14 protein-coding genes are annotated in these 13,665 nt (G+C 77.5%); 7 read left to right on the top strand and 7 right to left on the bottom strand.

All coding sequences use genetic code 11. The features are described from left to right. Positions 1-315 precede the first annotated feature (315 nt). Both RTG05_RS08650 and RTG05_RS08645 read right to left on the bottom strand, forming a co-directional pair. Positions 316-1,518, bottom strand: coding sequence for an epoxide hydrolase family protein (locus RTG05_RS08650; protein WP_166528302.1), 1,203 nt, complete (start codon positions 1,516-1,518; stop codon positions 316-318). 144 nt (positions 1,519-1,662) lie between these two features. Then, on the bottom strand, positions 1,663-2,562 hold the full coding sequence (locus RTG05_RS08645) for a LysR family transcriptional regulator (protein ID WP_166528301.1): 900 nt from the start codon (positions 2,560-2,562) through the stop codon (positions 1,663-1,665). A gap of 122 nt (positions 2,563-2,684) precedes the next feature. Between RTG05_RS08645 and RTG05_RS08640 the strand changes: the two genes are divergently transcribed. Genes RTG05_RS08640 through RTG05_RS08615 form a run of 6 tightly spaced genes read left to right on the top strand, consistent with a single transcriptional unit; the run spans position 2,685 to position 8,016 of the window. Then, complete coding sequence (locus RTG05_RS08640) at positions 2,685-3,215, top strand: YbaK/EbsC family protein (protein ID WP_166528300.1); 531 nt, start codon at positions 2,685-2,687, stop codon at positions 3,213-3,215. Next, the gene (locus RTG05_RS08635; protein WP_208104869.1) at positions 3,212-3,793 is read left to right on the top strand and encodes a GNAT family N-acetyltransferase; all 582 of its coding nucleotides are present in this window, start codon (positions 3,212-3,214) and stop codon (positions 3,791-3,793) included. Before RTG05_RS08640 ends, RTG05_RS08635 begins: the two co-directional genes overlap by 4 nt. Next, positions 3,790-5,439, top strand: coding sequence for a phytoene desaturase family protein (locus RTG05_RS08630; RefSeq protein WP_166528299.1), 1,650 nt, complete (start codon positions 3,790-3,792; stop codon positions 5,437-5,439). The genes RTG05_RS08635 and RTG05_RS08630 overlap by 4 nt, the downstream gene beginning before the upstream one ends. Continuing rightward, positions 5,436-6,233 carry a carotenoid biosynthesis protein gene (locus tag RTG05_RS08625; RefSeq protein ID WP_166528298.1) on the top strand — a complete coding sequence of 266 codons (798 nt, stop codon included), beginning with the start codon at positions 5,436-5,438 and terminating at the stop codon, positions 6,231-6,233. The genes RTG05_RS08630 and RTG05_RS08625 overlap by 4 nt, the downstream gene beginning before the upstream one ends. Beyond that, complete coding sequence (locus tag RTG05_RS08620) at positions 6,230-7,369, top strand: glycosyltransferase family 2 protein (protein WP_208104868.1); 1,140 nt, start codon at positions 6,230-6,232, stop codon at positions 7,367-7,369. The genes RTG05_RS08625 and RTG05_RS08620 overlap by 4 nt, the downstream gene beginning before the upstream one ends. Then, positions 7,366-8,016, top strand: a complete 651-nt coding sequence (locus RTG05_RS08615; RefSeq protein ID WP_315912442.1) for a flavin reductase family protein — start codon at positions 7,366-7,368, stop codon at positions 8,014-8,016. The genes RTG05_RS08620 and RTG05_RS08615 overlap by 4 nt, the downstream gene beginning before the upstream one ends. 95 nt (positions 8,017-8,111) lie before the next feature. On the opposite strand, the gene RTG05_RS08610 is transcribed toward RTG05_RS08615, so the two are convergent. Continuing rightward, positions 8,112-9,086: a carbohydrate kinase family protein gene (locus RTG05_RS08610; RefSeq protein ID WP_166528297.1), complete on the bottom strand. Its 975-nt coding sequence runs from the start codon at positions 9,084-9,086 to the stop codon at positions 8,112-8,114. Positions 9,087-9,178: 92 nt separating this feature from the next. Then, a complete protein-coding gene (locus RTG05_RS08605; RefSeq protein WP_315912441.1) occupies positions 9,179-9,844 on the bottom strand; it encodes a CDP-alcohol phosphatidyltransferase family protein in 666 nt (221 codons plus the stop codon). Positions 9,845-9,892: 48 nt separating this feature from the next. Here RTG05_RS08605 and RTG05_RS08600 point away from each other — a divergent pair, with 48 nt between their 5' ends. Next, positions 9,893-10,702: a lipase family alpha/beta hydrolase gene (locus RTG05_RS08600; protein WP_166528296.1), complete on the top strand. Its 810-nt coding sequence runs from the start codon at positions 9,893-9,895 to the stop codon at positions 10,700-10,702. A gap of 64 nt (positions 10,703-10,766) precedes the next feature. Here the strand turns inward: RTG05_RS08600 and RTG05_RS08595 are convergent, their stop codons facing one another. Genes RTG05_RS08595 through RTG05_RS08585 form a run of 3 tightly spaced genes read right to left on the bottom strand, consistent with a single transcriptional unit; the run spans position 10,767 to position 13,593 of the window. After that, entirely contained in the window at positions 10,767-11,579 is an 813-nt protein-coding gene (locus RTG05_RS08595) for an ABC transporter permease (RefSeq protein WP_166528295.1), read from the bottom strand. Then, on the bottom strand, positions 11,576-12,496 hold the full coding sequence (locus RTG05_RS08590; RefSeq protein ID WP_166528294.1) for an ABC transporter ATP-binding protein: 921 nt from the start codon (positions 12,494-12,496) through the stop codon (positions 11,576-11,578). Before RTG05_RS08590 ends, RTG05_RS08595 begins: the two co-directional genes overlap by 4 nt. Further along, entirely contained in the window at positions 12,493-13,593 is a 1,101-nt protein-coding gene (locus RTG05_RS08585) for a sigma-E factor regulatory protein RseB domain-containing protein (protein WP_166528293.1), read from the bottom strand. Before RTG05_RS08585 ends, RTG05_RS08590 begins: the two co-directional genes overlap by 4 nt. Positions 13,594-13,665: the final 72 nt, after the last annotated feature.

Raw genomic sequence — 13,665 nt, 5'->3', positions numbered from 1 at the left:
GCCTCGTCCACGCGTTCCATCTCCGCCAGCGTGAGGAGTCCGGCAGGCTCGCCGACACGACCGCGTACCGCCGACCACGCTGCGCATGGCCCCTGCCACGAGCCGGCAGCCGGCAGCCGGTACACCTCACCCCTCACGGAGCGCGGCCATCTCCTGCTGGATCGCCCGGACCTCGGCCAGGTCGAGTGGGTCCTCCCTGACCGCACGGGCCTCCGCCGCCGCGATCCGGCGCCGCTCGTCACGCCGCAGAGCCCCGAGCGCAGCCCGGATGACCTGGTCAGCACTCTGGCGACGGGAACCGACGGTTCCCGCAGCTCAGCGGCCCGCCCGGGTCTCCCCCGCCGGCCGCGCCCCCTCCCGCAGGCCGCGGAAGAAGGCGCGCACGTCCGCTGCGACCAGCTCGGGCACCTCCCACTCCAGGAAGTGCCCGCCGCGGGGCAGCTCGGTCCAGGAGGTCACCGCGTACGAGCGCTCGACCCACTCCCGCGGGGTGGGGAACATGTCGGCCCCGGACATCGCCATCCCGGTGGGCACCTCGACCCGGCCCCACGCGGCGCTCGTGCTGCGCGCGGTCTCGGCGTACAGCCGGATGGACGAGCCGATCGTGCCGGTCACCCAGTAGACGGTGAGGTTGGTCAGCAGGTCGTCCAGCGCGTACACCTGTTCCAGGTCGCCGTCGGTCCACCGGTGGAACTTCTCCAGCACCCAGGCGGCCATGCCCGCCGGGGAGTCGGTGAGCGCGTGCGCGAGGGTCTGCGGCTTGCTGGAGTGCTCCATCGCATAGGCCATCTCGGTGGCGTTCCACTCCTGGGCGCGGCGCACGAACTCCTGCTCGGCCTCCGACAGGTCCTCGGGCACCCAGCCCAGGTAGGGGTTGGTGCCCGACAGGTGCAGCCCGACGAGCCGGTCGGGGGAGGTCAGCGCGAGCTGTTGGGCCACCCCCGCCCCCAGGTCGCTGCCCCGGACGGCGAAGCGCGGGTACCCGAGCTGCTCCATCACCTGGACGACGACGTGGGCGATCGCGGCGACGTCCATCCCCGGGCGGCGCGGCCGGTCGGAGAAGCCGTAGCCGGGCAGCGACAGCGCGACGACGTCGAAGGCGTCCCCGGCCGCCTCGCCGTGCGCGGCCGGGTCGGCCAGCAGCGGCAGCACCGGCAGCATCTGCACGAAGGAGCTGGGCCAGCCGTGCAGCAGCACCAGCGGCAGCGGGGCGGGCGCGCCGTCGGTGCGCGCAGCCCGCCGGACGACGGCGTGCACCGCCAGCCCCTCGGCCGCCGGGACCCCGGTGAGGCCGTCGACCCGGACGTGCTCGTGCTCGTTGAGCCGGGCCTGCTGCGCGGGCCAGTCGTACTCCTCCAGCCAGTACCGGACGACGCCGCGCAGCCAGTGCGGGTCCACGCCGTAGGACCAGGGCTCGGCGCCCTCGAGGTCGTCGGGCCAGCGGGTGCCGCGGAGCCGGTCGGCGAGGTCGTCGAGCACGGCCCGGGGCACGTCGACGGTGAACGGGGTGACGCTCACGGGGGACCTCCTGTCGTCGGGGGGACGGACGGGCGGGCGGGTGCGCGGCGTCCCGACGTCCCGGTGCCGTCCGGCCGTCCGGCCGTCCAGGGCCACAGCGTCGGGGCGCGCGCCCACCGCCGTCCAACACCTCCTGGTTGTGGGTCAGCTCCCCGCGACCGACCGGGCCAGCTGCACGAAGGCGCCGACGTGCGGCCGCCGGTCGGTGCGGCGGTGCGCGACCGCGAAGGTCACCGGCTCGGCGTCGGGCACCGGCACGTAGGTGACGCCGTAGGCCGCGCCGGGGTGGCTGGTGGCCACGTGCTGCGGCACGGTGAGGAAGAGCCGGTCGACCGAGATGGCCCACAGCAGCTCCTCCAGGGAACCCGCCGGTTCCCCCACCCGCTCCGGTTCCTCCCCGCCGCGCTCGGCGCGCAGCGTGAACACCCCCTCCCACCCGGGGTCGATGCCCGCGCGGCGGGCGCGGGCGGGGAGGGTCAGCAGGTCCTGCACGGACAGCGCCGCCGCGTCGGCCCTCGGGTCGGCCGCCGACAGCGCCACCGCCCGCCCCTCCCGGAACAGGGGGACGACGGCCACCCTCGGGTCGGTGCACGGGCCGTGCAGCAGGACGGCGTCGACCTCACCGGAGAGCAGCACGCCGGGCAGGTCGCTGGGCTGCACGCGCCGGACGGCCACCCGCCAGCCGGGCCAGGCCGCGCGGAAGGCGGCGACCACCGGCGGGGTGCGCGCGCCCAGGCCGTCGAGCAGCACCCCGATCCGCAGCAGGCGCCCACCCGTGGGGTCCCCGGCCAGCCCGCGGGCCAGCCCGGTGAGCGCGTCGGCGTCCCGGAGCAGGGGGCGGGCGGCGGCCACCAGCCGGCTCCCGGCCGGGGTGAGCGAGCAGCCGCGGGCCCGCCGGACGACGAGCAGGACGCCGAGCCGGCGCTCCAGCGCGGCGACCGCCCGCGACAGCGCCTGCTGGGACACCCAGCAGCGGGCCGCGGCCCGGGTGAAGGAGCCCTCGTCGGCGAGCGCGACCAGGTACTCCAGCTCACGCAGCTGCACCGCACCTCCGCCCGCCGGTGTCCCGCCCGGCCGCCGAGGGTGCCCGCCCGGTCGCCGCGGGACCAGGGGGTCCCGCCCGGGCGGGGGCGGCCGAGTGCGGCGCGGAGTGGGAGGATGCCGTCGTGGACGCCCCGCAGCACCCCCGGGTCGCCGCCATCTCCGCGCTCCTGGCCGAGGCCGGCGCCGCGGGGCGGGTGCGCGAGCTCTCCGGCAGCGCCCGCACCGCCGCCGAGGCCGCGCAGGAGCTCGGCGTGCCGAGGGGGGCCATCGCCAACAGCCTGGTGTTCGACGTCGACGGCGCACCGCTGCTGGTGCTGACCAGCGGCGCGCACCGGGTCGACGTCGGCCGGGTCGCCGCGCTGCTCGGTGTCCGCGAGGTGCGCCGGGCGACGGCGGACTTCGTGCGCCGGCACACCGGCCAGCCGATCGGCGGGGTGGCCCCGGTCGGGCACCCCGCGCCGATCGGCACGCTGGTCGACGTCGAGCTGGCCCGCCACGACCGGGTGTGGGCCGCCGCCGGCCACCCGCACGCGGTGTTCCCGACCACCTACGACGAGCTGCTGCGGCTGACCGCCGGCACCGCTGCCGAGGTCGGGGACGGCCCCGAGCGGGACCAGGACGCGGTCCTGGACGAGGCGGTGGAGGCCCGATGACGGGGACGACGCCGGCGGCGCGGATCGCCGAGCTGCCCGCCGGGTGGCTGCGCGACCACATGCACGAGGCACTGGCCATCTACGGCGAGGCGATGGGCTACAGCCCCTCGGTGGTCGCCGGCCGCTACGGCTACGCCGTCCAGCACACCGAGCGCCCCGGCTTCCGCGCGGTCGGCGCCTTCACGCAGACCCGGGACGGCGAGGTCCTCGTCGGGTTCGGCTACGGCTACGTGATCGCCCCCGGCCAGTGGTGGCACGACCAGGTGCGCGCCGCGCTGGACCGGCGGACGGCCAAGCGCTGGCTGCCCGGCGCCTTCGAGGTCTGCGAGCTGCACGTGCACCCCGACCACCAGAGCCGGGGGCTGGGCCGCCGGCTGCTGCACGCCCTGGTGGCCGACCTGCCGCACCCGGCGGCGCTGCTGTCCACCCCGGACAACGACACCAAGGCCTTCCGGCTCTACCACGCCGACGGCTTCGTCGACCTGGCCCGCAACCACCGCTTCCCGGGCGACGCGCGCCCCTTCGCCATCCTCGGCGCCCGCCTGCCGCTGCCGACCCCGGCACCGTCCCCCCGGTGAGGGCGGCCGACGCCACCGCCGACGCCGTCGTCGTCGGCGCCGGGCACAACGGGCTGGTCGCCGCCTGCTACCTGGCCCGCGCGGGGCTGCGGGTGGAGGTCGTCGAGCGCGACGAGGTGCTCGGCGGCGCGGTCTCCACCGTGGAGCGCTGGCCCGGCGTCCGCGTCGACCGCGGGTCCAGCGCGCACGTCATCGTGCGGTCCAGCGGCATCGTCGAGGAGCTGGACCTCGCCGCCCACGGCCTGCGCTACGTCGACTGCGACCCGTGGGGCTTCGCGCCCGCCCCCTCCCCCGGCGACCCCGGCCCGGACGGGCGGCCGCTGGTCTTCTCCGTCGACCTGGACGCCACCTGCGCCTCCGTCGCGGCCGCCTGCGGGGAGGCCGACGCCGCCGCGTACCGCGAGTTCGTGGCGGTGTGGGGCCCGCGCAGCCGGGCGGTCGTCGACTCCTTCGGCCGGCGTCCCACGGTGGGCGGCCTGGCCCGCTCCTTCTGGCCCATCGGCGCCCCCTCCGACGGCCGGCCGCGGACCTCCGGCGGTGACATCGCCGTCGACTTCCTCGGCTCCGGGGACGCGCTGCTGGACCGCTGGTTCAGCAGCGAGCGGCTCAAGGCGGCGCTGGCCTGGTTCGGTGCGCAGTCCGGCCCGCCGATGTCCGAGCCCGGCACCGCGGCGATGGTCGCCTGGGTGACGCTGCTGCACGACACCCCGCCGGGGCACCCGGTGGGCGGCTCCGGCGGGCTCACCGAGGCGCTGGGCCGCCGGCTGGAGGCCGACGGCGGCCGGGTCACCCTCGGCGACGGCGCGGCGCGGCTGCTGGTGGACGGCGGCCGGGTGACCGGCGTGCAGACGGTGTCCGGACGGCGGGTCGAGGCCCCCGTGGTCGTCGCCGCCTGCCACGTGCTGGCCACCCGCGACCTGGCCGGGGAGCACGCGCCGCCGGCGCTGGCCGACGCCGCGCCCCCGGTGGGCAACGGCTTCGGCCTGGTGGTCCGCGCGCACACCGACGCCCCGCCGGCCTACCCCGGCGTGGACCCCGCGCTGGCCCTGGGTGGCCTGCAGCTGCTGTGCACCGACCGGGCGGTGCTGGCCGCCGCGCACGGCGACTGGCTGGGCGGGCGGCTGCCGCGCGAGCCAGTGCCGCTGGCGATGTGCTTCTCCGCGACCGACGACACCCTCGCCCCGCCCGGGCAGCACGTGGTGACCATCTGGGGGCAGTGGTACCCCTACGCGCTGGCCGACGGCGGGGACTGGGACGCGCTCGCCGAGCGCGAGGCGGCGCGGCTCATCGCCGCCGTCGACCGGTTCGCGCCCGGCTTCGCCGCCTCGGTGCTGCGCACCTACGTGCAGACCCCGCTGCTGCTGGAGCGGGAGCTGGCCCTGCTGCGGGGCAACGTGATGCACGTGGAGATGGGGCTGGCCAGCATGTTCGGCTTCCGGCCGACGCCGGCGCTGTCCGGCATGCGGGTGCCGGGCCTGGCCGGGCTGTACCTGGCCGGCGCCTCCACCCACCCCGGCGGCGGGGTGTCGGGCAACTCCGGGCGGACGGCGGCGCGCACCGTGCTCGGCGACCGGGGGCTGCCCGCCCGCGCCCGGGAGACGCTGTCCCACGGGCTGGCCCGCGGGCTGGCCCGGGTGCGCCGGTGAGCGGTCTGCTCGAGGCGCGGGCGGTCCGCCGCCCGGCCGGCGCGCCGTGGGTGCCGGCGGTGCTGCTCGTGCTCACCGCGATCGCCTACCCGCTGCTGGACCCCGGCCCGGCCCGCGACGCGGTCAGCTGGACCATCGTGCTGCTCGGCTCGGCGGTGTCCGTGGCGCACGCGACGGTCAGCCGGGGTGCGCGCACCGGGGCCGGCGTGCTGGGCGTCACCGCGGCCACCGCGGTCGTCTTCGAGTCCGTCGGGCTGGCCACCGGCTTCCCCTACGGGCAGTACACCTACAGCGACGACCTCGGGCCCACGCTGCTCGGCGTCCCGTTCCTCGTGCCGCTGGCCTGGCTGATGATGGCCTGGCCCAGCTGGCTGCTGGCCCGCCGGCTCACCGCCGGTGTGCGGCCCGCCCGGCAGCGGCCGGCGCGGGTCGCGGTCGCGGCGGGCGTGTTCGCCGGGTGGGACGTCGTCCTCGACCCGCAGATGGTGCAGGCCGGCTACTGGACGTGGGCGTACCCGCAGCCCTCGCTGCCGGGCATCGACACGGTGCCGCTGACCAACCTGGCCGGCTGGCTGCTGGCCGGTGCCGTGCTCATGACGCTGCTGGACCTGCTCGCCGTCGGCGCGGCCCCGCGCACCGGGGACGGCGCGCCGCTGCTGGTGCTGGGCTGGATGACCCTCGGTGGTGCGCTCGCCCACGCCGTCTGGCTGGGGCTGCCCGGGTCCGCGGCGTGGGGGGTGCTGCTCGCCGTCCCGGTGCTGGTCGCCCTGGCGGTGCAGGCCCGGAGGTCGTGACCGGGCGGCTGCTGCGGGGCCTGTCCGGGGCGGCCGTGGCCGGCGCGCTGCACGCGGCGGTGAACGCGGCGCTGCTGCGCCGTCCCCCGGCCGGGCCCGCGCCGGTGCGCCGCGCGGTCACCGTCGTGCTGCCGGTGCGCGACGAGGAGGCGCAGGTCGGCGGCTGCCTGGCCGCGGTGCTCGCCCAGCAGGGCGTGGCAGACCTGCGGGTCGTCGTGGTGGACGACGGCTCGACCGACGGCACCGCCGACGTGGTGCGCGCGGTCGCCGACCCGCGGGTGCGGCTGGTCCGTGCCGCCGAGCCGCCGCCCGGGTGGCTGGGCAAGCCGCACGCCTGCGCCACCGGCGCGGACGCGGGCGACCCGGGCGAGGACGGCGTGCTGGTGTTCCTCGACGCCGACGTCCGGCTGTTCCCGGACGCCGTCGCCGGCGCGGTCGCCGTGCTGGATACGCACGGCCTGGACCTGGTCTCCCCGTGGCCGCGGCCGGTCACCGCCACGCCGGCCGAGCGGCTGGTGCAGCCGCTGGGGCCGTGGCTGTGGGTCACCACGCTGCCGGTGCGGGTGGCCGAGCGGTCGGCCCGGCCGTCGCTGACCGCGGCCAACGGCCAGTTCCTCGTCGTCCGCCGGTCGGCCTACCTGCGGGCCGGCGGGCACGAGGGCGTGCGCGGCGAGGTGATCGAGGACGTCGCGCTGGCCCGGGCGGTGAAGCGGGCCGGCGGCCGGGCGGTGCCGGTGGACGGGTCGCGGCTGGCCGCCTGCCGGATGTACGACGGCTGGCCGGCGCTGCGGGCCGGCTACGCCAAGTCGCTGTGGGCCTCGGTCGGCGGGTCGCCGGTGGCCAGCCTCGCGGGAGCCGCCGGGCTGACCGCCGTGTGGGTGGTGCCCGCCGTGGCCGCGCTGCGCGGGTCGCGGGCCGGGCTGGTCGGCTACGCGGCGGGCGTGGCCGGGCGGGCGGTGTCGGCCGCGGCGACCGGCAGCCGGGTCTGGCCGGACTCGCTGGCCCACCCGCTGTCGGTGCTGCTGTTCGACGTCCTGCTGGCCGGGTCGGTGGCCGGGCGGCGACGCGGCACGCTGACCTGGCGCGGCCGCCCGGTCGGCGGGGTGCGGGCGGTCCGGGAGACGATGACCGGGTGACCAGCCCGAACGCGCGCGTGCACTTCGACCCGGCGGCCATGGACGGCGGCGCCTTCTACCGGGTGGTGAACTCCGTGGTGGTGCCGCGCCCGATCGCCTGGGTGGCCACCCGGTCGGCCGAGGGGCTGGTGAACCTGGCGCCGCACTCCTTCTACACGGTCGCCTGCGTGTCGCCGCCGGTCGTGCAGTTCACCTCGGTCGGGCGCAAGGACACGCTGGACAACGTGGAGGCGACCGGCGAGTTCACCGTGAGCCTCACCCCGGAGTCGCTGTTCGAGCAGGTCAACGCCACCGGCACCGACTTCCCGCACGGGGTCAGCGAGGCCGAGGAGGTCGGCGTCGTCCTGGAGCCGGCCGAGCGGGTCGGCGTCCCCCGGGTCGCGGAGTCGCCGGTGTCGATCGAGTGCACGCTGCACTCGACGGTGCGGCTGGGCGACAGCACGGTGGTGTTCGGCCGGGTCGAGCTGGTCAGCGTGTTCGAGTCCGCGGTCGAGGGCGGGCGGCCGCGCGTCGAGCAGCTGCGACCGCTGGCCCGCCTGGGCGGCAACGAGTGGACGACGCTGGGCGAGGTCCGCGAGATCAAGCGGATCCCCTACCGGACGTGGGCCGAGGACCCCTCCATCGGCGAGCAGCTCCGCGGCAGCTAGGCACCCCCGCTGACTGCGGCGCAGTCGGGCCCTGATCCGCCGTCCGGACCCCGAGTTCCCCGCAGTCGGCGACGGTTCCGGGGGGGACCGCAGTGTCACGGCAGGTGGGCGGCGACCTCGTCGGCGGCGTCGGCACCGAAGGCGTCGGCGAAGCGGGCGAGGAACGGCTCGCGCTGCAGCTCGTACTCCTGGGTGCCGATGACCTCGACGGCCTCGGTGGCCACCGCCGAGCCGAGCTGGGTGGCCCGCTCCAGGCCCAGGCCCCACACCCGCCCGGCGATGAACCCGGCGCGCAGGGCGTCGCCGCCGCCGGTGGGCTCGACCGGCTTGGTCTCCGGGACGGCGATCACCTCGATCGGCGCGACACCGGCCTGGCGGACCAGCACGCCGTCGGCCGCGCGGGTGGTGACCCAGGTGCCGACCCGGTCGAGCACCTCGGTGTCGCTCCAGCCGGTCTTCTGCAGCAGCAGCGCGGCCTCGTACTCGTTGGTGAACAGCAGCTCGGCGCCGTCGACCAGGTCGCGGATCATCTCGCCGTCGGCCCAGGCCAGCTGCTGGCTGGGGTCGGCGACGAAGGCGTAGCCGCGCGTCCGGCACTCACTCGTGTGCCGCACCATCGCGGTCGGGTCGTTGGGGCCGACGACCACGAGGTCCAGCCCGCCCACCCGCTCGGCGACCGGCGTCAGCTCGATGGACGCCGCCTCGCTCATGGCGCCCGAGTAGAAGGAGGCGATCTGGTTGTTCACCGCGTCGGTGGTGCACACGAACCGGGCGGTGTGCTTGAGCTGCGACCAGTGCACCGAGGCGGTGTCCACGCCGTGCCGGGTCAGCCAGGAGTCGTAGTCGCCGAAGTCCGACCCCACGGCGCCGACGAGCACCGGCGCGAGGCCGAGCAGGCCCAGGCCGTAGGCCATGTTGGCGCCGGCTCCCCCGCGGTGCTGGACCAGGTCGTCGACGAGGAAGGACAGCGACACGTTCTCCATCTGGCCCTCGACGAACTGCTCGGTGAACTTCCCCGGGAAGGTCATCAGGTGGTCGGTGGCGATGGAGCCGGTGACGGCGACGGGCACGGGGCGCTCCCTGGATGACGTGCGGGGGGACGCCCGGTGGACGTCGGACGACGGGGTGCCACCTTATGGTGGGACACCGGGCCAGGCACCGCTCAGTCGGCCAGGGCCCGGCGCAGCGACGTCCCGAGCTGGGCGACGCCGACCACCCCGAGCAGGCAGCCGACCGCCGTCCCGCTGGTGGCCACCGCGCCGGCGAGGTCCAGACCGGACACCACCCCCGCCCCGCCCAGGGTGAACCCGGTCATCGCCACCCGGGTGGGCCGCTCCCACACCGAGATCTGGCCGGTCTCGGACACGCCGGCCTGCCCGGCGCGGGCGCGCAGGTAGTCCGGCAGCCAGCACAGCGCGCCGAAGGCCGCGGCCAGCCAGCCAGGGGCGCCGGCGACCCACAGCGCGGCGGCGAACGCGGCCTCGCTGAGCCGGTCGACGGCGGAGTCGAGGACGAACCCCCGCCGCGAGGCGCGCCCGGTGGCGATGGCCAGCGCCCCGTCCAGGCCGTCGAGGACGGCGGACACCCCGACGAGCAGCCCCGCCGGGACCAGCCACAGGTCTCCGGCGGCGGCCGGGACGACGGCGGCCGCGGCGACCAGCAGGCCTGCGGCGGTGACCGCGACCGGCGGCAGCCTCCGGGTGGGGCGGGCGAGGGCGTAGACCATGGACAGCCAGCCGCGCACCAGCCGGCTGCCGGCCGGGTCGGTGCCGCCGTGCCAGGTCGACCAGGCGGCGAGGTACTCCTCGCGGCTCAGCACGGCGCCCACTCCACCAGCGCAGTCCACCAGTCCCGGCCGGGCGGGGACAGTGGTGGGGTGCTCGCCGGTCTCTCCCCCGCCCGCCGCCGCCTGGTCGCCGCCCTGCTGGCCCTCGTCGTCGTCGCCGTCCTGGCGGGTGGGACGGCATGGCTGCTGGACCGGCCGTCGGTGACCACCGGCGCCCCGGTGGCCCAGGAACGGCCCGGCCCGGTGCTGCTGGTGCCCGGGTACGGCGGGTCGACCGCGGCGCTGCGTCCGCTGGCCGACCGGCTGACCGCGCAGGGCCGCGACGCCGCGGTGGTCGAGGTCCCCGGCAACGGCACCGGCGACCTGGGTGCCGCGGCCGACGCGCTGGCGGCGGCGGCCGAGGCGGCGCTGCAGAGCAGCGGCGCCGGCAGCGTGGACGTCGTCGGCTACTCCGCCGGCGGGGTGGTCGCCCGGCTGTGGGCCGCGGACGGCGGGGCGGACGTCGCCCGGCGGATCGTCACCCTCGGCTCACCGCACCACGGCACCGCGCTGGCCGACCTCGCCGGGCAGCTGGCCCCCGAGCAGTGCGGCGACGCCTGCCGTCAGCTGGCTCCCGGCAGCCCGCTGCTGAGCGAGCTCAACGCCGGGGACGAGACGCCGGAGGGCCCGGCCTGGGTGTCCATCTGGACCGCGCAGGACCAGACGGTGACGCCACCGGAGTCCGCGCGGCTGGACGGGGCGCTGGAGCTGCCGGTGCAGTCGGTGTGCGCGCAGGCCCGGGTCGGCCACGGCGAGCTGCCGCGCGACCCGCTGGTGCAGGCGATGGTGCTCGAGCAGCTCGGCGCCGCCCCGCCATCCGCCCTGGGGCCGGACGACTGTGCCCGCCTCAGCGCCGGCTGAAAGAGGACCCCCCCCCCGCCCCCCACCACTCGCCGGCTCGCGGCGGGACCCTGCAGGGGGGCCGTCAACTGGTGACGTCCTTGGTGGTGAAGTTGGCCCACGCCGCGGCGAGCAGCACCCCGACGTAGACCCCCTGCAGCGCCAGGCCGCGGACGACGTCGCGCCACAGCACCGGGTCGCGGAACAGGTCGACGAAGGCCAGCCAGTATCGGGTGGGCAGGTAGGGCGCGATCGGCGAGGCGGCGTCCAGGGTGAACAGCAGCGAGGAGGTCACCAGCACCGCCAGCGCGCCGAGGGCGGCGGCCAGCGGGGAGTCGGTGAGGGTGGAGAAGAACAACCCGAAGGCCGCGACGCCGAGCATGGACACCGTCACGTAGCCGATGGCCATGGCGCTGCGACCGGCCAGCTCGGTCTGGGTCAGCGAGGTGCCCGACACCGACGTCGTCCCGCCGGTCGGCTGGGCCTCGAACAGCGTCGTCCCGACGAGGTAGCCCACGGCCGCCACGACCAGCACGGTGACCAGCACGAACGCCATGAGCGCCACCAGCTTGGCCAGCAGCAGCCGGGTGCGCCCCGCGGGGCGGGCCAGCAGGTAGCGCAGCGTGCCGGCCTGCGCCTCCCCGGCGACGGCGTCCCCGGCGACGACGGCGACCGCGATCGGCAGGAACAGCGGCAGCACGATGGCCAGCGCGGCCAGCGGGAACAGCGCCCCGTTGGTGAGCACGGCGGACAGGAACGGCGGCCCCTCCCCCGGCCGGGGCGCCAGGTCGGTCAGCTGCAGCAGGACGGCGACGAGCACCGGCAGCGCGTTCAGGACGGCGATCGTCACCCAGGTGCGCGGCCGGCGGAACAGCTTGCGCAGCTCGACGCCGATCACCGCGGCCCCTCGACCCGGTCCGCGCTGGTGCCGGCCGCGGCGAGCACCACCTCCTCCAGCGTCGGCCGCTGCAGCGCCAGCCCGGTGACCGGCACGCCGGCGGCGACCAGCCGGGCGTTGACCTCGGCCGGGTCCGCGCCGCGCACCACGACCCGCCCGCCGTCGGCGCCCAGCACCCGTCCGTCGAGCACCGCGCGCACCCGCGGGACCTCCGGGGTGTCCACCACGGTCGCGCCGGTGGGTGCGGTCAGCCGGGCCAGCTCGTCCTGCAGCACCAGCCGGCCGCGGTCGAGCACGCCGACCCGGGTGCACAGCTGCTCCACCTCGGCCAGCAGGTGGCTGGAGAGGAACACCGTCGTCCCGCCGCGGTTGAGCTCCAGCAGCAGCTCGCGGATCTCGGTGATGCCCTGCGGGTCCAGGCCGTTGGTGGGCTCGTCGAGGACCAGCAGCTCCGGACGGCGCAGCAGCGCCGCGGCCAGCCCGAGCCGCTGGCGCATGCCCAGGGAGTAGGCGCGCACGGGACGGCGGTCGATGCCACCCAGGCCGACCTGGTCGAGCACCTGGTCGATCCGTGCGCGGCGGGTGCGCCGGGAGCCGCCCGGGCCGGCGGCGTCGATGAGCGAGAGGTTGGTCCGCCCGGACAGGTGCCCGTGGTGCGCCGGCCCCTCGACCAGGGCGCCCACCCGGGGCAGCACCCGGCGTCCGGCGCGGGGCATCCGCTGGCCGAGCAGCTCCACCTCACCGGCGGTGGGCAGCACCAGGCCGAGCAGCATCCGCACGGTCGTGGTCTTGCCCGAGCCGTTGGCGCCGAGGAACCCGTAGACGTCACCGGCGCGGACGTCGAGGTCGATGCCGTCGACCGCGCGCAGCCGGCCGTAGCGCTTGACCAGCCCGCGGGTCCGGATGACCGGGGTCACGCGGGGGCCCCGGGGAGCCGGCGGGCGGCCTCGCCGAGCGCGTCCAGGGTGACCGTGCCGGTGAGCACGTAGGCCGGCCCGCCGGGGCGCTCGGCCAGCATCAGCCCGAGCGGCCCCGCGGCGACCCGCGTGCCGAGGGGGTCGACGACGGCCTCCGGGCTGGCGGTCAGCGCCTCGCGCAGCCCGGCGGCCAGCCGCTGCGGCACCGGGACGGCGGCCAGCAGGGTCACCCCGCGGCCGTAGACCCCGACCGCGCCGGGCACCCCGTGGAACGACCGCCGCGGCAGGCCGGCGAGCTCGGGCGGGAGGCGCACGTCCGGCGCCCGCTCGCCGGCCTCGGCGATCAGCCCCTCGGTGTCTGGCGCGGTGAGCACGGTGGCGTCCGGCGGCGGGGTGAAGGCGACGACGTCCGCCGGGGGGACGGCGAGGTCGAGGTCCAGGAAGCGGGTGTCCAGCGCGGGCAGGACGGCGTCCTCGCCGAAGACCTGCACCTGCAGCGGCAGGCCGCTGGCCGGGTCCACCCACACGTCGACCCGGGCCACGGACGAGGCCGGCTCGGCCGGGACCACCCGGAGGCCGAGCGCGTCACGGCCGGCCACCCGGCGGGCGCCGACGCGGGTGACCTCCTCGTCGGTGGCCTCCGACAGCAGCCGGCGGCCGAGCGCGGCGGGCAGCAGGTCCGGCGGGGCGGGCAGCGCCAGGGAGGCCGGCCGGCCGCGGGTGGCGGTGCCGGCCTCGAAGTCCCAGGTCCAGGTGCCGCCGGGGTCGCGGTGCACGCCGGTCTCCCCGGCGGCGGCGACCACGTCGACCCGGTGCTCGTCCGGGTCGCGCCACCACACCCGCATCAGCGTGCGGTCGCTGAACAGGTCGGCGGCGGCGGTGAGCCGGTCGGACACCGGCAGGGCCAGCCCGCCGGCCGACACCGCGTAGCCGGAGAAGCCGACGTCGGAGGCGGCCAGGACGGCGGCGCGCAGGTCGGCCGCCGGCACGTCGGCGTCGTCGGCGGGCAGCGCGGCGACGACCGAGGGCAGCGCCACGAGCACCGTCACGAGCAGGGCGACGGCCGCCCAGCGGGCGAGCGTCCCCCGTGCGGCCATGCGCCCCAACGTACGTGCGCGGGGTGAGCCGTGACGGCCCTCCCGCAGGGGGCCGCCGCGAGCCCGCGACCG

This window comes from Geodermatophilus sp. DSM 44513 (assembly GCF_032460525.1).
GTDB lineage: Bacteria > Actinomycetota > Actinomycetes > Mycobacteriales > Geodermatophilaceae > Geodermatophilus.
The sequence above is the reverse complement of the archived record's forward strand: the minus strand, read 5'-3'. Positions and strand labels throughout refer to the sequence as shown.